This window comes from Microbacterium yannicii, assembly GCF_024055635.1.
GTDB lineage: Bacteria > Actinomycetota > Actinomycetes > Actinomycetales > Microbacteriaceae > Microbacterium > Microbacterium yannicii.
In genome coordinates, this window is the sequence record NZ_JAMXMB010000027.1 from 49054 (window position 1) to 66449 (window position 17396).

The following is a 17396-nucleotide window of genomic DNA, read 5'->3' on the forward strand; positions in this document are numbered from 1 at the left end:
CGCCCCGAACCCGGAGAGTTCGGCCGAGATACCCTTCCCGTCAGGATCCCGACGGGCGCGGCCTCACGTGAACGACGTCGCCGGCCGATACGACGCTCTCGTACTCGCCGTCCTGTTCGACCACCAGGCGCCCGTCGTGGTCGATGCGCCGCGCGCGGCCCCACAGGGTCTGGCCGTCCGGCAGCGACACCGCCACCTCGCTCCCCAGCGTGCCGCAGAGGGCTTCGACCTCGCCGAGCACGCCCGATGCCGCGGCATCCCCTCCCGCGGCAGCGAGCGCCGTGAGCTGCTCATCGAGGGCGGTGAGGTAGTCGGCGAGCAGGCGGTCCTCGTCGCACGTCGCACCCACGACCGCGAACGACGTCGCCGTGTCGACGGGGAGGTCGCCCTGCGGCATCCGCGTGTTCACTCCCGATCCGATGACGACGACGTCGGGATGGCCAGGCACGACTTCGGCGAGGATGCCGCAGATCTTGCCGCCGTCGACGAGCACGTCGTTCGGCCACTTCAGCGTGGCGGTGTGCGCGCTCCCCGCCAGCTGCGCGGCGATCGCCCGCGTCATGGCCGCGCCCGCCAGCAGCGGGATCCACCCGCGGGCTGCAGCCGGAATAGCCGCGGCATCGATCACGACCGAGGCGGCGAGCGCGGATCCCGGCGGCGTCACCCAGGTGCGATCGAGGCGACCGCGTCCGGCGCGCTGGTCGGTGGTCAGCAGGAGCGACAGGTGGGGCCATTCGTGCGGTGCGTCGACGACGTGGCGCACGACATCGGCGTTGGTGGAGTCGGTGGTCTCCACCACCTGCACGCGCGGGCTGACGGCGGCGGTGAGCGGGAAGCCCTCGGACGAGTACGACGATGAGTGCGTCATGCTGCTCACGCTACGCCCGTCTCTGCCTGCGGAACTCTGCCCTTTCGCGATTCCGCGGCGCGGGGGGCCCCGCGACGGAGTGGGCTTCCGCAGCCAGATGCCCCGAGGACCGACAGCGGATGCCGCGACCCCTTGTGCGAACCCTCCAACAGATCCCCCGAGCCCGCCGATAGGGTGGAATCCGTGACCGATCAGCCCGACCTCTCGACGACCGCCGGCAAGATCGCCGACCTCCGCGCACGCTTCCAGGAGGCCGTCCTCGATCCCGAGGAGATCGCGAAGGAGAAGCAGCACGCGAAGGGCAAGGGCACCGCGCGCGAGCGCATCGAGATGCTCCTCGACACCGGCAGCTTCGTGGAGCTCGACGAGTACGTGCGCCATCGCACCACCGCCTTCGGCATGGATCGCTCCCGGCCCTACGGCGACTCGGTCGTCAGCGGCGTCGGCACGATCCACGGGCGCACGGTGGCGGTGTACTCGCAGGACTTCTCGACCTTCGGCGGGTCGCTCGGCGAGGTCGCCGGCGAGAAGATCATCAAGGTCATGGAGTTCGCGCTGCGCTCCGGCATCCCCATCGTGGGAATCCTCGACTCCGGCGGCGCGCGCATCCAGGAGGGCGTGGTCGCCCTCGGCAAGTACGGCGAGATCTTCCGCCTCAACACCCGGGCGTCAGGGGTGATCCCGCAGATCTCGATCATCATGGGCCCCGCGGCCGGCGGGGCCGTCTACTCCCCCGCCCTCACCGATTTCGTCGTCATGGTCGACAAGACGAGCCAGATGTTCGTGACCGGTCCCGACGTCATCAAGACGGTGACCGGCGAGGACGTCGGCATGGAGGAGCTCGGCGGCGCGCACACGCACAACACCCGCTCGGGCGTCGCGCACTACCTCGCCGAGGACGAGGACGACGCGATCGACTATGTCCGCTCGATGCTCGGCTTCCTCCCCGACAACAACATGGCGGAGCTGCCCGTCTACGAGAGCGGCTTCGAGTTCGAGACGACGGATGCCGACCGCGCCCTGAACGCGATCATCCCCGACTCGCCGAACCAGCCGTACGACATCCACCAGGTGATCCGCGGCATCGTCGACGCCGAGGACTTCCTCGAGGTGCAGCCGCTGTTCGCACCGAACATCGTCATCGGCTTCGGCCGCGTCGAGGGTCGCTCGGTCGGCATCATCGCCAACCAGCCCTCGCAGATGGCGGGCACGCTGAACATCGAGGCCGGTGAGAAGGCCAGCCGCTTCGTGCGCTTCTGCGACGCGTTCTCCATCCCGATCGTCACCCTGGTGGACGTGCCCGGCTACCTGCCGGGCACCGACCAGGAGTGGACCGGCGTCATCCGTCGCGGCGCCAAGCTGCTCTACGCCTACGCCGAGGCGACCGTGCCGCTGGTCACGGTCATCCTCCGCAAGGCCTACGGCGGCGCCTACATCGTCATGGGGTCCAAGCAGCTGGGTGCCGACGTGAACCTCGCGTGGCCGACGGCCGAGATCGCCGTCATGGGCGGCCAGGGCGCCGTGAACATCCTCTACCGCGGCGAGATCAAGCGTGCGGAAGAGGCGGGAGAGGATGTCGCGGCAGTGCGCACACGCCTGGCCAACGAGTACACCTACAACGTGGCTTCGCCCTTCCTCGCGGCCGAGCGCGGGGAACTCGACGGCATCATCGAGCCGGCGCAGACGCGCGTGTCGATCGCCAAGGCACTGCGGGCGCTCCGCGGCAAGCGTGCCAGCCTGCCGCCCAAGAAGCACGGGAACATCCCGCTGTGAGCATCGCGGATGGCCGAGACGCGTCGCCTGCCTCGCCCGGCGGCGGCGACCCGGCACGGCCGGGGTCGGCGCACTCGGAGACGTCGGGCGACAGCGTGACGATCGACATCCTCCGCGGCGCCGCCACGGAGGAGGAGCTCGCGGCGCTGATCGCCGTCGTCACCGAGGCATACACGGGTGAGGCGGCCGAGGCGGTCGCCGACGATCGCGTGCGCCGCACCGCCTGGGAGCTGTCGCAGCGCTCGCTGCGCGCGCCGCTCAACAGGGACCTGGGCTGGGGCCGGTTCGGCTGAACCTGAACCATGTGCGTGCGCGTTGCGGCACGGATCGTTGAGCGGAGCGCCACCAAGCCTTCTCGCCCGACCCGCGACACGTCCTCGAACGTTTCGTCTCGCTTGTTCCTCGCTCGCTCAGCGACCGGACGGTTTTGTCCCCCGAAATACCTACAGACACACCTGTTGCGGCCCGGAGATACTTGACTCGCTGGAACGCTTCTGCGTTCGGCCGATCCGACTCCGCTCTGCGGTTGCTTCGGGTCCGGCCATGCGGACGGTTTTCGGGTAACCGTCCGCGCAGGCGAGGGGCGGGCGGCTTCGCCGCCCCTCGCCTCCTTCGATCCCCGTTCCCCGCCTGGTATCCCCTCCCCCTCCGGGCGGGGAGCGAGTATGCCCGGCGCGGTGTCGTGAGCGCCTCGGGCGTCGCCCGCACTCGTCGGGTCGCACCCGTGGCTCTGCCTCACCCGTCGTGATCTTGCGCCTCGGTCTCGGTCCGGACGCGTCGTGCGCCCCGCGACTCAGGCCCTGCCCGGGTGCGGGATCTCCAACCACAGGTCGACGGAGTCCTCATCGCTGGGACCGCCGACGGAGGGCGAGCGTCCCACGACAGTGACCGCGACCCGCTCGTCGGGCGAGGTGCGGATGTACAGCCGGTCCGAGGCGGCCGATCGCAGCGCGTCCGCGAGCTGGGCCCGGATCACGCCGAGCTGCTCCTCGTCGACGCCGTCGAGCCCGCCCTCGTCGAGAACGGTGACGTTGGCGCCCCTGCGCCGCGCGCGCTCGAGCTCGGCGCGCACCGCATCGTCGAGCAGCCGGGGCCCCCGCATCTCGTCCCGGAGCTTGCCCTCCGCGATCCTCGCCTCGAGCCGGTCAGCGTCGGTCAACCGGCCCGCGTGCGCAACCGTTCGCGTGAGCACCGGCCCGGCGACGGCCAGCGCCTTCTGCACCTGCACGCGACGCTCGCGCTGACGGACCACCTGCGACGTCTGCCATCCGCTGGCGGCCCGCTGCAGCCGCGTGAGGCGCGAGGTGTCGCGTGCGGCCCGATCCATCGAGAACACGAGCAGCTGCGCGCAGGTCACCCACACGATGGAACCCACGAGGCCGAGCGCTAGCGCGTTCAGCGGACCCATCCAGACCATGGAGGCCACCGTGAGCGCGACGATGCCGGTCCAGGCGGTCCACGGCCGGCGCCGCACCATGACGATGGTCATGAGCGCGCCGATGCCTCCGAGGTACCACGTCGCGAACGGCTCCGTCCGCGACGCCGCTCCGACGGCGACCGAGATCGCGCTGGGCACGATCACCGCACACGCGAGGGCCAGGACCTGAGCGATCGCGGGGAGCGGCACGGGACCACGGATGCCCTCGGCCAGCGCCTTCGGGTCACCATCGGCACCTGCGCTCGCTGCCGCCGCACCCGCCCCCGCGGCACCCGTCTGGGGTGTCGAGCGGGTCGATGCCGGCTCCCAGAAGATGCAGAGCCAGGTGGTCGCCAGGTAGAACACGAGCGCGATCACCACGACGAGCGGCTGCGCAACCGGTCCGGTCCACGACAGACCGCGTGCGGCGAGGTACGCCGTGAAGGCGACGGCCAGCAGGACCAGCACGTTCTTGACACTGATCATGCGGTGGACTCCTGCCAGGTCAGTCGCACGACGGTCCCATGGGGGCCGGTCTCGAGGTCGGCATGGCCGCCGACGGCGGCGACGCGGGCCATGATCGACGCCCGGATGCCCAGCCGGTCGTCGGGGACGGCGTCGAGGTCGAAGCCTTCGCCGGCGTCGTGCACTTCGACGCGCACCCGCGCACCCGTCTCCATGACGGCGATCCCCAGCCCCGCTCCGCCGGCGTGCTGGAGCGCGTTGGCCACCGCCTGCGTGGCGGCGAGAGCGAGAGCGCGGGCCACCCGTCCGGGGATAGACGGCCCGGCACCGTCGAACTCGCGCTGGATGTCGACGTCCACGCCGAGCTCACCGGCCGCGGCGTCGATCTCCGCCGCGAGCGCCGCGAGATCCCACGGCTCGTCCGTGCCCTCGTGCGCGTCCTGTTCGGTGTTGGCCAGCCGGGTGAGCGCCTCACGGGCCATGGATGCGGCCAGGGTGCGCTCACGGGGCGTGCTGGCCCGCTCGGCGGCGATGAGCGCCGCCAGCACGCTGTCGTGCATCAGCGCGGCGACGGCGACGCGCTCCTGCTCGGCAGCATCCGCGGCCGCAGCCCGGGCGTACGACGCGACCGCGCGGGCGCGCGTCTCGTCGACGTTCACCGCCATCGAGCGGAACAGCCAGCCGAGGGTCAGGATGACCCCGCCCAGGATCAGGGCGAACGACACGTCAAGGCCGACGGTGAACCAGAACTCGCTCGCGAAGCCGACCTGCATGAGCCTGACCACGCCGAAGAGGACGGGCGCGAGAATCGTCCACCCGATCTGGAGCGGGAAGGGGAAGGCCAGAACGGCGGCGAGCGTCGCCAGGTTCAGGAGATACCAGATCCACGGCTCGTCGATGGACGTCGACACGACGCCCGCCGTGGCGATCGGCCAGGCGACGAGCGCGAGCACGTACACGAGGGCGAAGACGCCGGCCGCGACACGGACGCCGCGCCCGATGACGCAGGCGAGGATCATGACGGCGAGCGTGCCGAACACCGAGATCATCAGGGCCTCGTGCCAGCCAGGCCTCTCGTCGGTCGATCCGAGCGCCGTCAGGAAGGCCTGGAGGCCGAGGATCAGCGACCCGAACGCTCCGCCGACGAGCGAGATGATGCGCTCGACACGGGACCGCGTGAACGATCCGATGCCGACCGTGACCTGCGGGGAGTGAGGAATCTGACCCCACGCCGTGTCGAGCAGGCCGGTCTGCGCGTCAACGGCCACGCGTGCTGTCTCCCGGGTCGGCGGACGGTTCGACGAGGATGCCGTCCTCGACGGCGCGGTGCAGCAGGTCGATCTTGGTCGGCGCGGGGCGCCCGACTTCGACGTACTTGACGCGTATGCGCGTGATGTTCTCCTTCGCCGTGGAGTACGCGACTCCGAGCCGGTCGGCGACCACCTTCAGCGGGAGGCCTGCGGCGTAGAGCCGCAGCACGTCCCGCTCCCGCGCGGACAGCTGCGCGTCCGCGAAGGCGCGGTCGCCCTCGACGGCGCTGGCCCACTCGACGTTGTTGAGCGGCTCGCCCCGCGACACGGTGCGGACCGCCGCGATGACGTCGCCGATGGGTGAGGACTTGCTCACCACGCCGGCCGCGCCGGCTGCGAGGGCCTCACGCACCGCCGCAGGCCGGTCGGCGACGCTGTGGATGATGACGCTCGATCCGTCGAGCACCAGGCGTCGCACGTTCTCGGTGACCGTGGTGCCGTCGCCGAGCGTCAGGTCGAGCACCACGACGTCCGCCGGGGGGTGGCGCGACAACGCGCGCCACTGCACGTACTCCGTGACGGTGCTCCCGGAGAAGGCGACGTTCATCGCCTCGGCACGGAGGCAGGCCGCCTCGAGCCCGAGCCGAACCGACTCGTGGTCGTCGATGAAGGCCACCCGTGTCATTCGGCCAGCCTAGCCACGTGCGGCGCGCGACCGGCGACCTTGTAGCCTGAATGAGCAGAAAGGCGACCATGACCCCCCACGCTGTGATCATCGCCGGGCGACCCGTCGGCACCGAGCATCCCCCATTCGTGATAGCCGAGGTCTCGGGAAATCACGGCGGCGACCTCGATCGAGCCCTCGCGATCATCGACGCCGCTGCAGATGCCGGCGCGGACGCGGTCAAGTTCCAGACGTACACCGCGGACACCATCACGATCGACGTCGACGCACGCGCGTTCCGCGTCTCCGACGAGCACGGGCTCTGGGGAGGGCGAACACTCTACGAGCTGTACACCCAGGCGCACACGCCGTGGGCCTGGCATGAGGCGATGTTCGCACGGGCGAGGGAACGCGGTGTCATTCCCTTCTCGAGCCCGTTCGATGCCACGGCCGTCGCGCTGCTGGAAGGGCTCGACGCCCCGGCGTACAAGATCGCGTCGCTCGAGATCGGCGATACGGCGCTCCTGCGGACCGTCGCAGCGACCGGCAGACCCGTCATTCTGTCGAACGGCGCGGCCAGCTTGCTCGAGGCGACGCAGGCGATCCAGACGCTGCGTGACGGCGGCGCCGCCGAGATCATCCTCCTCTCATGCGTGTCGTCCTATCCTGCCGACCCGCGCGAGGCCAACGTCCGCAGCATCCCGACGCTGCGCGCCGCTCTCGATGTCGAGGTGGGCTTCTCCGATCACACCCCCGGAATCGGCGCAGCGCTGGCCGCAGTCGCCCACGGCGCGAGCGTGATCGAGAAGCATCTGACGATCTCGCGAGCAGATGGTGGGGTCGACGCTGCGTTCTCACTCGAGCCCGGGGAGTTCGCCCTGCTCACGCAGGAGGCACGGCATGCCTGGGAAGCTCTTGGCGACGCGACGCCGGGCTTCACGCCGGGCGAAGCTGAGAGCCGCAGGCTGCGCCGCTCGCTATGGGTGGTCGAGGACGTCCGCGCTGGGGCGGTCGTGAGCGCCGACAACGTCCGCTCCATTCGTCCGGCAGGGGGTCTCGCGCCCTCCGACTGGGCCACCGTTGCCGGCCGAACGTTCGCAAGAGATGTGCGGCGAGGGACGCCGCTGTCCTGGGACCTCATCTGATCGGCGCAGCGACATCCGTCTTCCCCGTCAGAGACGCTTGACCCACCGTTCCCAACCGTCTGCAGGCGAGTCGACGGCGATGAATCCGGACCGTCGGAAAAGTGCACGCGAGGAATCGTTGTCGTGGCGGAGCTCGGCAGTGACGGTGCGTCCGCCATCCCTGGCGAGCGTCGTCAGAGCGCGATCGATCATTTGGCTTCCGATACCGCGACCGCGCTGATGCGGTGCGACGGTGGCCGAGACCTCCCATTCCCCGGGTGCGGTCGCATCGAGCCGCACGGTGCCGACAGGACCGCCCCGATTCGCGACGTACAGTCGGCGTTCCGGCCGGTCGAGTGAGCGCCGCAGCCAGGACAGATGCTCCGGCCAGCGCACCGCCTCGATGTGGCGCGACTGCCGCCGAACGAGCGGATCGTTGCGCCACGCGTAGAGTCGCCCGGCGTCGCGCATCGCTGCGGGGCGGAGCTCCAGCGATGCCGAGACCCGATCCGCCGCGACAGCGTCCCAGACATCAACCACGCGGGCGGCCCCGCGACCGTCGACGATGCGGCGGGCTCGTTCGGCCATCCCCAGACGGGCGTCTGCGTCGGCGATGACTTCGGCAAGGTCGGCGACGGCGAGCTCGTCCTTCGACGGAAGGAAGCCTAGCCCGACCGCGGCACCCGCCGCGAGCAGCGTGTCGTAGTGATCTCGCTGGTTCTCCGCAACACCGATGAGGGCCATCGGCACTCCGAGCGCCGCCATCTCCCATACCGTCGTACCCGCGGCGGTGATGACGAGGTCCCAACCGTCGAGGAGCTCGGTCACGTCCGGACTCCTCGGAACAGGGATCACTCCCGGCGCCGGCCCAGGCGCGCCGACCAGGCCGACTCGTGTCACCCCCGCGACACCGGCAGCGGCCCGCGCGACTGCCGGACCGTAATCCGCAGCATCCGTTCCGCCCATCAGCACCAAGGCATGCACACCGCTCCGTCTGGCGGGACCCGCGTGCGTCGCAGCCGCGGAGAGTCCGCGTCGCAACAACGCATGATCAGGTCCGAGACACACATCCGCATCCGCATACAGCTCGTGGAACTCATGGGTGGCGCGGGGCCCGGCGTCGACGATCACGTCCGCCGGGCGCCGACCGTATTGAGCGTCGGTGGCGGTCGAGATGATGGTGCCTCGCCCGCGAGCGAGAGCCCGGATGTCGGAGAATCCCTCGTAGCGATCGATGTGGATCATCGCTGCGTCGATTTCGGCCGCTTGCTCGAGCAACTCCCCCGAGTTCATCGCCGGCGGCACCACCGTGATCTCGGCCGTGCGCACCATCTGGAGCGCCAGGGGCGACTCGATCTCGCCCGATAGGACTGCGCGACGCCCCCGCGCGACGAGCTCTTCCGCAATCGCCACGGTACGGACAAAATGACCGATCCCCCCGCGCAGAGTCGCGTCGCTGCGGAACAAGACCGCGCTCATCCCTCCTCGATCCGCTTCTGCGCGACGCCGGCGTTCAACGCGACGAGCTCTGCGTGCGCCTCCAGGATCCGCACCACATCACGCCACCGAGGCGGGCGCGGCAGCAGTGGCACGAGCGCGTCCAGCAAGGCTGCGTCCTCCTCGACGTCGAGCGTCACCCGCAGGTGGGAGGATGCCGGCGCGACGATGATGCCGGCCCGTGGCACGACCGAGTCGACGCTGTATGCGCGGCTGGTTACATGGATGCGGTCATACCCCACCGCCGTGCGATCCATCTCATCGAGCACCTCACGCGAGACCAGCTCGACATCCAGGCCGCGGGGAAGCGTGCGGTTCAACGTCGTCGCAACATATCCGAGACCCGGATCCCCGCGCCACACCGCGATCACCTGATCGATCAGGACCGCGTCAAGCAGCGGGCAGTCCGCGGTGAGCCGCACAACCGCGTCTGCCCGCGTTTCGGCCGCCGCGAGCGCGAATCGGGACAGCACGTCGGAATCGCTGCCCCGTACGACGCCCACCCCGCGCTCCCGCCCCCAGGCAGCGATCGGATCGTCGGCTGTCAGTGCCGAGGTCGCCACGACCACGTCGTCGACCTCCCTCGCCGATAAGGCCGCGCTGACGACCCAGTCGAGCACAGGGCGTCCATCGAGCTCCCGCAGCACCTTTCCTGGAAGCCGCGTAGAGCCCATTCGCGCCTGTATGACGGCAACGACGCGGGCGTTCACGCGCCGATCGCCTTCCTCACCGCTTCGATCACGTGGTCCACATCGTCTACGGTGAGCGAGGCGTGCATCGGAAGGGATATCTCCCGTCGGTACCAGTCTTCGGCCACCGGGCAGAGGCCTCGACGGTAGCCGAGGTCTTGGAACACGGGGTGCCAATACACGGGGATGTAGTTGACCTGGACGCCGATTCCGTCAGCGCGGAGTTCTTCGAAGATGCGCCGGCGTTCCTCGACTGGGACGCGCACCGGGTAGAGGTGCCACATCGGGTCGGCATTCGGTGGGCAGCGGGGCAGCTCGATGCCTGCGAGATCGGAGAGCCCGTCGCGATAGCGCTCGAACACCGCGTTGCGGCGCGCTTTGAAGGACCCGAGGCGCGACAGCTGACTTGACCCCAGGGCGGCGAGCACGTCGGGCAATCGGTAGTTCAGGCCGAAATCGGCGATCTCCTGATGCCACGGCCCTTCATCGGGCCAGCGCTGCCGGGCGCGGTCGCGGACCAGACCGTGGTTGCGGAACGCGCGGGCCCGGTCCGACAGCGCGGCGTCTCCAGTGACGACCGCACCGCCCTCGGCCGTCGTCGCGTTCTTCGTCGGGAAGAACGAGAACGTGGTCACGTCGGCGAGACCACCGACCGGAACACCGTTCAGGAGACTGCCGAGCGAGTGCGCGGCATCTTCCAAGAAGAGCGCGCCAGCGTCGTGCGCCACCACCGCCAGGCGGGTCGCATCCACCGGCACACCGGCATAGTCGACCCCCGCAACGACCGCGGTGCGATGTGATGCCGCTGCCGCGGCGGCGTCAGGATCGAGGTTGCCTGTGACGGCGTCCACGTCCGCGAACACGATCGTGGCGCCGAGGAGAGCCGCGGTGGATGCGGTGGCTGCGAACGTCAGCGGCGAAGTGACCACCTCCGTGCCGGGACGGACGCCCGCAGCGTGATATGCCGTGTGGAGTGCCGCCGTCCCGCTCGTAACGGCGACGGCCGGAATGTCCACTCCGGCTGCACAGCTCACCGCATTTTCGAACTGGACCACCGCTGGCCCCGTCGTGAGCCAGTCGGATGTCAGTGCGGCGACGACTGCATCGACATCGGCCCGGTCGATCGACTGGCGCCCATAGGGGATGTTCCTGTTCACGCTGCGCTCAGAATCGTCCGCAGGTCGTCGACGCTCAGCCATTTCTGGTTCCGATCGGAGCGGTAGCTCTCGCCCTCGGGGAACGGGACGCCGTCCGCCGGCGTCGTATAGCCCCAGCCACTCAGATGAGGCTGCACGACGAAGCGATCCCCCAGCACGAGCGTGCGACGCGCATCATCCTCCGCGATCATCTCCTCGTGCAACTTCTCGCCGGGGCGGATGCCGATCTCGACTGTCTCGGCTCCTGGGGCGACGGCCTCGGCAAGGTCGGTGATGCGCACCGAGGGGATACGTGGCACATAGAGCTCGCCGCCGGTCATCACGTCGAACGAGGCGAGCACGAACTCGACCGCCTGAGGGAGGGTGATCCAGAAGCGCGTCATCCGCCGGTCGGTGATCGGCAGCGGCTGGCCCGCGTTCGCGAGTTCCCGCCACTTCGGTACGATGCTCCCGCGAGAACCCGACACGTTGCCATAGCGAACCACAGCGAAACGAGTCCGGTAGTTCGCGGCGTAGTGGTTGCTCGCGATGAACATCCGATCCGCCGCGAGCTTTGTCGCGCCGTACAGGTTGATGGGGCTCGAGGCCTTGTCCGTCGACAGCGCGACCACCCGTGCCACGCCGGTATCGATCGCGGCCTCGATCACGTTCTGGGAGCCGCGCACATTGGTCTCGACGAATTCGAAGGGGTTGTACTCCGCAGTGTCCACCTGCTTCAAGGCTGCGGCATGGATGACATAGTCGACTCCGTGCATCGCGCGCCGCAGCCGACCGACGTCGCGGATGTCGCCGAGGAACCAGCGCAAACGAGGATCGTCGCCGAACTGCTGACGCATCTCGAACTGCTTGAGCTCGTCCCTGCTGAGGATGACCAGTCGCCCGACGTTGCGGTTGGTCAGGAGCTCCCGGGTCAGTGCCTTTCCGAGAGACCCCGTTCCGCCCGTGATGAGAATCGAACTCCCCGCGAGCACCGAGGTCATGGAGTCGGTTCCTCAAGGCGGCGGAGACGTTCTTCGTAGTGGCTGATCAACTCCAGCCGGAGGCGGGCACGTTCGTGTTCGAGTTCGGCATGCGTCTGAGCCTCAGCCGAATCAGTTTCGGACATGCTCAACTGCCGCCGCAGCGACTCGAAGCGGTATTCGAGCGCCGCGACCTGCGGTGCGACGCGATCGAACTCGGTCCTCAAGTGCCCGTAATCCGCCGCGACGCGATCACGCACTCGTGCGACCTCGTCGCGCAGAGCATCCGCTTCGATGCGCTGCTCGTTGCGGAGAGCTTCGAGTCGATAATCGAGTCGCTGATCGAGGCACTGATCGAGTCGCTGGTCCACCCGCCGCTCGACGGCGCGCGTCAGGCGTTCGCGGATCCGATTCAACATGATCATCCTCTAGCTCAGAACTTCAACGATGGAAGCGGATGCGACCGCTGTCGATCCACCGGCGGGCAAGGCGACCTTCGTTGGCGATGCGGTGTTCCGGCCCCACTGGGCAGGCATCACCATACGCATGCTCCCATGAGGTTTGCTCAGGATCGTCGACGAACGAGAGTCCAGCGACGTCAAGGGCCGCGTTCGGGAACAGATGCGCAGCGATCCACATCATCGTAGTTCCAGTCGTCGCCCACTCTCCATCATGCTCCGGATCGAGTCCGATCTCTCGGCCGAGAGGAATGATCACATCACGGTTGGGCACGGTTACGAAACCCAGGTCTCTAGGCCAGAAATGCGGGTAGACCTCCCACTCCCATTGCATGCGACCGGGCTCGATGAGGAGGTAGAGCCGCTCGCGATATCCGGAGAAGAACCAAGGCGTGGGGCGGACACCGCGATTGAAGACCACAACGTCGGCCTTCGTGCCAACAGCAGGTGCCTCATCAGGTTCGTCGAGCCTGAACCCGTTCACTCGAAAAACAAGGTCTGCTGAGTCGATGACCTCTGCTCTCGTTGCGGACGCTTCGAGCGGCTGATTGCCCACAACGGCAATGCGCTCCACTGATCGACGCGCCGCGTACGTCGATGCCAGCGGTCGCAAGACGCCATAGAAATCGGGTTCTCCCTCGAGGGAGGCGCGTCTTGGCGCGAGTTCGGCTTTCATAGTCGCGCAAAGCCTATCTGCCGTTAACCCGTACATGGCCATTCGTTCAGCGAGCGTCGCGGGTGAGAACCGCCACGGCTTCGACGTGATGCGAGTTCGGGAAGAGGTCCAGCGCGTCGACTCGGGCGAGGTCGTAGCCACCGGCGCGGAAGGTCGCGATGTCGCGCGCGAGGGCGACGGGATCGCACGCCACATACACCACCGTCGCGGGAGCGAGCGCCGTGATGTGCTCCACGACCTCGCGCCCGGCCCCGGAGCGGGGCGGGTCGAGGAGGACGACTCCCCGTGACAGCCGCTCGCGCTCGCCGGCGGATGCCTCGACCGCGAGCCGCGCCAGCCACCGGTCGACGCGCCCGGTCTCGGCACGCGCGCCGACCCAATCGACCAGGTTCTCGCCCGCGTGGTCGGTGGCGCGGGGGTCGGATTCGACGCTGGTCACCCGCGTCGAGGGTCCGCCGAGCTTGCCGAGCGTCGCAGCGAACAGGCCGACCCCGCCGTAGAGATCGAGGTGGGAGGCGTCGGGGTCGATCCAGAGCCCACCGGACTGACGGATCGGCCCGTCGGCACGCAGACTCTGCAGAGCCCCCGTGACCGTCGCAGTGAGCGAGTGGGCGGCGAGACGGTGGACCTGCCAGAAGCCGCCCGCATCGACGCGGAACTCGCGACCGTCGACGCGCTCGATGACCGTCTCGGCCTCGGGCGCGCGGCGACCACGGCGGCCGCTGCCGCGGCGGCCCCCGGCATCCGGTCGGCGCTCCGGGCGCGGCAGCACGCGAACCCGCCCATCCGCCGGCTGCACCAGGTCGCCGCGCCCGGGCTCGCCGCCGCGGAGTTCCAGGGCCGCGCGCTCGACCTCGGCGGTCGCGAGCGGCAGATCCTCGAGCGGCACCACGCGGTGGCTGCGGGCGGCGTACTGACCGACGTTGCCGTCGGCATCCACGTGCAGGCTGACGCGCGTGCGCCAGGCGGTGCCGTCGAAGGTCTCCTCGGCAACGGGGTCGCCGGCGAGCGCGTCGGTGGACTCAGCAAGGATCGGAAGCGCCGACTCGATACTCGCGGTGGCGTCGGAGACACCGCCGAAGCGGTGCAGCGCGTCGAGCAGCACCTCGAGCTTGAGCCGGCGCTGGTGCTCGAGGGAGATGTGTCCGAAGTCGGCCCCGCCAGGACGCTGCTCGGGCGGCACGTCGACGTCGGCCTGGCGCCACACGTGCAGCTGCCGGTGCGGGGACGCGTCGAGCACCTCGAGCGTCTCGGCCCGCCAGAACGACGACTTGGCCGTGTCGGTCAGTCGCACGCGGACGCGCTCCCCCGGAATCGTGTCGGGCACGAACACGACCCGCCCCTCGTGCCGGGCGACGAAGACGCCGCCGTGGGCGACGCCCGTGATGTCGAGGTCGAGGAGGTCGCCGGTTCCGCTCATCCGTCGAGCCTACGGCTCGGCCGCGTACCGTGGAGGCATGCGCGTCTGCCTCGCCTCGACTTCGCCCGCCCGGCTCATGCTGCTGGGACAGTTCGGCATCCGGCCTCTGACGGTCGCCCCGGACGTCGACGAAGAGGCCGTCATCGCGACGGTCGAGGCGTCGGAGAGCCGCACCCTGGCGCCCGACGAGCACGTGCTCCTGCTCGCTCGGCGGAAGGCCGCCGACGTGGCGGCGCGGCTGCGCGACGACATCCCCGATTTCGACGGCATCGTCATCGGCGGCGATTCGATGTTCGAGCTCGACGGCGAGGTGCTCGGAAAGCCCTACACCCCCGAGAACGCCGTCGCGCGGTGGCGCACGATGCGCGGCCGCACCGGCGTGCTGCACTCGGGGCACGCCGTCGTGCGCATCGAGCCCGGCGAAGCTCCGCGGGAGGTGCATGCGACGGCCGCGGCATCCGTCTCCTTCGTCGAGGACGTGACGGATGCCGAGATCGAGGCGTACGTCGCCACCGGCGAGCCGCTGCACGTGGCCGGAGCGTTCACGGTCGACAGTCTGGGCGGCGCCTTCATCGAGCGCGTGGAGGGCGATCCCTCGACGGTCGTCGGCATGTCGGTGTCGACGCTGCGCCTGCTGGTCCGCGAGCTGGGCGTCGAGTGGACGGCACTGTGGAACACCACGGACCCGTCGCTGGGATCGTCGGAGACCGAGCCCGTCACGCTGTAGCGCAGGCATCGCCGGGGGCGGACGGGCCTTGTAGTAGGAATCCCACGTTTCTCGTCGGTTCTTGTATGAACCGGTCAAAAGCCCTCGGGATGCCGTCGGTAGGCTGGCATCCATGCCCCAGATCGCCAAGGTTCTCATTGCCAACCGCGGCGAGATCGCCGTTCGCGTCATACGCGCCGCCCGCGATGCGGGGAAGGCCTCCGTCGCCGTCTACGCCGACCAGGACCGCGACGCCCTGCACGCCCGCCTCGCCGACGAGGCGTACGCGCTCGAGGGCTCGACCAGCGCCGAGACGTACCTGTCGATCGACAAGATCCTCTCGGTGGCGCGCCGCTCGGGCGCCGACGCCGTTCACCCGGGCTACGGGTTCCTCGCCGAGAACGCCGAGTTCGCCCGCGCCGTGATCGCGGCAGGGCTGGTGTGGATCGGCCCGTCGCCCGAGGCGATCGAGGCCCTCGGCGACAAGGTGACCGCCCGCGCGGTCGCCGAGAAGGTCGGAGCACCCCTCGCACCGGGCACCCCCGGCCCGGTCGCGGGCGCCGACGAGGTCGTGGCGTTCGCCGAGCAGGTGGGTCTTCCCATCGCCATCAAGGCGGCGTACGGCGGCGGCGGGCGAGGCCTCAAGGTCGCCCGCACGATCGACGAAGTGCCCGAGATGTTCGAGTCGGCCACGCGCGAGGCGATCAGCGCGTTCGGCCGCGGCGAATGCTTCGTGGAGAAGTACCTCGACAAGCCGCGCCACGTCGAGACGCAGTGCCTCGCGGATGCCGCGGGAAACGTCGTGGTGATCTCGACGCGCGACTGCTCGCTGCAGCGCCGCCACCAGAAGCTGGTCGAGGAGGCACCCGCGCCGTTCCTCTCGGACGAGCAGAACCGGATCCTGTACGACGCGTCGAAGGCCATCCTCAAGGAGGTCGGCTACGTCGGCGCGGGCACCTGCGAGTTCCTGATCGGCGCCGACGGAACGATCTCGTTCCTCGAGGTCAACACGCGCCTCCAGGTCGAGCACCCGGTGTCGGAGGAGGTCACCGGCATCGACCTCGTGCGCGAGCAGTTCCGTCTCGCCGAAGGCGGAGAGCTCGGGTACGACGACCCCAAGCCCGAGGGCCACTCGATCGAGTTCCGCATCAACGGCGAGGACCCGGGACGCGGCTTCCTCCCCCAGCCCGGTCCGATCCACGTGTTCAAGACGTTCGGCGGCCCCGGCATCCGTCTCGACTCCGGCGTCACCGCCGGCGACAGCGTGTCGGGCGCCTTTGACTCGCTCCTCGCCAAGATCATCGTCACCGGGCGCGACCGCGCTGAGGCGCTCGAGCGCTCGCGTCGCGCCCTCGACGAGTTCGAGGTGTCGGGGCTTCCCACCGTCCTGCCGTTCCACCGCGCCGTCGTCCGCGACCCCGCGTTCGTGGCGGAGGACGGCCGGTTCGGCGTCTACACGCGCTGGATCGAGACCGAGTTCGTGAACGACATCCCGCCGTGGGACGGCGAGCTCGATGCGCCAGCACCGTCCGAGGCACGCCACACCGTCGTGGTCGAGGTCGCCGGCAAGCGCCTCGAGGTGAGCCTTCCCGACCGCGTGGTCGCCGCACCCGGTGTCGCCGGTCGCCCCGCCGCGGTGCCGCCGTCGCGGCGCTCGCACGCCCCGACCGTGGTCGCCGGTGCATCGGGCGACGCGGTGAAGTCGCCGATGCAGGCCACCATCGTCAAGATCGCGGTCGAGGAGGGCCAGCAGGTCGTCAAGGGCGACCTCGTCGTCGTGCTCGAGGCCATGAAGATGGAGCAGCCGATCCAGGCGCACAAGGACGGCGTGATCGGCGCGATCAACGCGAATCCGGGCACGACGGTGTCGGCCGGTCACCAGCTGCTGACGATCTCCTGACGCCCGTTCCCTCCGGCAGCACCTCGCGGCAGGATGGCGGGATGGATGCGTCCCCGCCGTCACCCGAAGTATCGGCCGCCGCGATCAACGTCGTGATCCCGCCCGAGCTGCGCTGGCACGACACCCGCCGCGGCGAGGAGTTCGAGCTGCAGACCCTGACGGTGCGGCTGCTGCCCGACGGCAGCCTGGCGGTGAAGGCCTACGGCCGTCCGGTCGCCGGGGGACGCGGCGCCTACGTCTCCTTCGCGATGCCCGACCGCCCGGAACTGCGCGCCCTCGTCGACGCCGCGGCCGACCGGGCGGCAGAGCTGTGGGGCGCCCACACCGGCCTCGGTTAGGGATGCGAGGACGGATGCCGCGGGCCGCGGCATCC

17 protein-coding genes are annotated in these 17396 nt (G+C 69.7%); 6 read left to right on the forward strand and 11 right to left on the reverse strand.

What is annotated here, in order from left to right; all coding sequences use genetic code 11:
- Nucleotides 1-40: 40 nt before the first annotated feature.
- Complete coding sequence (locus NCG93_RS11180; protein ID WP_194414129.1) at nt 41-868, reverse strand: biotin--[acetyl-CoA-carboxylase] ligase; 828 nt, start codon at nt 866-868, stop codon at nt 41-43.
- 183 nt (nt 869-1051) lie between these two features.
- Between NCG93_RS11180 and NCG93_RS11185 the strand changes: the two genes are divergently transcribed.
- Nucleotides 1052-2641, forward strand: coding sequence for an acyl-CoA carboxylase subunit beta (locus NCG93_RS11185; protein WP_372495977.1), 1590 nt, complete (start codon nt 1052-1054; stop codon nt 2639-2641).
- On the forward strand, nt 2638-2934 hold the full coding sequence (locus NCG93_RS20345; protein WP_252787522.1) for an acyl-CoA carboxylase subunit epsilon: 297 nt from the start codon (nt 2638-2640) through the stop codon (nt 2932-2934). The genes NCG93_RS11185 and NCG93_RS20345 overlap by 4 nt, the downstream gene beginning before the upstream one ends.
- 500 nt (nt 2935-3434) lie before the next feature.
- Here the strand turns inward: NCG93_RS20345 and NCG93_RS11195 are convergent, their stop codons facing one another.
- The 3 genes from NCG93_RS11195 to NCG93_RS11205 are packed head-to-tail and all read right to left on the reverse strand — an operon-like array spanning nt 3435 to nt 6458.
- Nucleotides 3435-4544 carry a hypothetical protein gene (locus tag NCG93_RS11195; RefSeq protein WP_194414131.1) on the reverse strand — a complete coding sequence of 370 codons (1110 nt, stop codon included), beginning with the start codon at nt 4542-4544 and terminating at the stop codon, nt 3435-3437.
- Nucleotides 4541-5791: an ATP-binding protein gene (locus NCG93_RS11200; RefSeq protein WP_194414132.1), complete on the reverse strand. Its 1251-nt coding sequence runs from the start codon at nt 5789-5791 to the stop codon at nt 4541-4543. The genes NCG93_RS11195 and NCG93_RS11200 overlap by 4 nt, the downstream gene beginning before the upstream one ends.
- Nucleotides 5781-6458, reverse strand: coding sequence for a response regulator transcription factor (locus NCG93_RS11205; protein ID WP_194414133.1), 678 nt, complete (start codon nt 6456-6458; stop codon nt 5781-5783). The genes NCG93_RS11200 and NCG93_RS11205 overlap by 11 nt, the downstream gene beginning before the upstream one ends.
- 68 nt (nt 6459-6526) lie before the next feature.
- On the opposite strand from NCG93_RS11205, the gene pseI reads away from it, so the two are divergent.
- Nucleotides 6527-7582: a pseudaminic acid synthase gene (gene pseI, locus NCG93_RS11210; protein WP_194414134.1), complete on the forward strand. Its 1056-nt coding sequence runs from the start codon at nt 6527-6529 to the stop codon at nt 7580-7582.
- A gap of 27 nt (nt 7583-7609) precedes the next feature.
- Here pseI and NCG93_RS11215 read toward each other — a convergent pair whose 3' ends face one another.
- The 7 genes from NCG93_RS11215 to NCG93_RS11245 are packed head-to-tail and all read right to left on the reverse strand — an operon-like array spanning nt 7610 to nt 14417.
- A complete protein-coding gene (locus tag NCG93_RS11215; RefSeq protein ID WP_194414135.1) occupies nt 7610-9040 on the reverse strand; it encodes a GNAT family N-acetyltransferase in 1431 nt (476 codons plus the stop codon).
- A complete protein-coding gene (locus NCG93_RS11220; RefSeq protein WP_308212157.1) occupies nt 9037-9768 on the reverse strand; it encodes a cytidylyltransferase domain-containing protein in 732 nt (243 codons plus the stop codon). Before NCG93_RS11220 ends, NCG93_RS11215 begins: the two co-directional genes overlap by 4 nt.
- Nucleotides 9765-10904: an aminotransferase class V-fold PLP-dependent enzyme gene (locus NCG93_RS11225; protein ID WP_194414137.1), complete on the reverse strand. Its 1140-nt coding sequence runs from the start codon at nt 10902-10904 to the stop codon at nt 9765-9767. The genes NCG93_RS11220 and NCG93_RS11225 overlap by 4 nt, the downstream gene beginning before the upstream one ends.
- Complete coding sequence (gene pseB / locus NCG93_RS11230; RefSeq protein ID WP_194414138.1) at nt 10901-11884, reverse strand: UDP-N-acetylglucosamine 4,6-dehydratase (inverting); 984 nt, start codon at nt 11882-11884, stop codon at nt 10901-10903. The genes NCG93_RS11225 and pseB overlap by 4 nt, the downstream gene beginning before the upstream one ends.
- Nucleotides 11881-12282: a hypothetical protein gene (locus tag NCG93_RS11235; protein ID WP_194414139.1), complete on the reverse strand. Its 402-nt coding sequence runs from the start codon at nt 12280-12282 to the stop codon at nt 11881-11883. Before NCG93_RS11235 ends, pseB begins: the two co-directional genes overlap by 4 nt.
- Before the next feature lie 22 nt (nt 12283-12304).
- The gene (locus tag NCG93_RS11240; RefSeq protein WP_206687610.1) at nt 12305-12997 is read right to left on the reverse strand and encodes a glycosyltransferase family 29 protein; all 693 of its coding nucleotides are present in this window, start codon (nt 12995-12997) and stop codon (nt 12305-12307) included.
- Nucleotides 12998-13043: 46 nt separating this feature from the next.
- A complete protein-coding gene (locus NCG93_RS11245; protein ID WP_194414140.1) occupies nt 13044-14417 on the reverse strand; it encodes a class I SAM-dependent RNA methyltransferase in 1374 nt (457 codons plus the stop codon).
- 37 nt (nt 14418-14454) lie between these two features.
- Here NCG93_RS11245 and NCG93_RS11250 point away from each other — a divergent pair, with 37 nt between their 5' ends.
- From NCG93_RS11250 to NCG93_RS11260, 3 genes are all read left to right on the forward strand, one after another.
- Nucleotides 14455-15144 carry a Maf family protein gene (locus tag NCG93_RS11250; protein ID WP_194414141.1) on the forward strand — a complete coding sequence of 230 codons (690 nt, stop codon included), beginning with the start codon at nt 14455-14457 and terminating at the stop codon, nt 15142-15144.
- 112 nt (nt 15145-15256) lie between these two features.
- Nucleotides 15257-17023 (forward strand): acetyl/propionyl/methylcrotonyl-CoA carboxylase subunit alpha, encoded by a 1767-nt coding sequence (locus NCG93_RS11255; RefSeq protein WP_194414142.1) that lies wholly within the window; start codon nt 15257-15259, stop codon nt 17021-17023.
- A gap of 41 nt (nt 17024-17064) precedes the next feature.
- Nucleotides 17065-17361, forward strand: a complete 297-nt coding sequence (locus tag NCG93_RS11260) for a hypothetical protein (protein ID WP_194414143.1) — start codon at nt 17065-17067, stop codon at nt 17359-17361.
- Nucleotides 17362-17396: the final 35 nt, after the last annotated feature.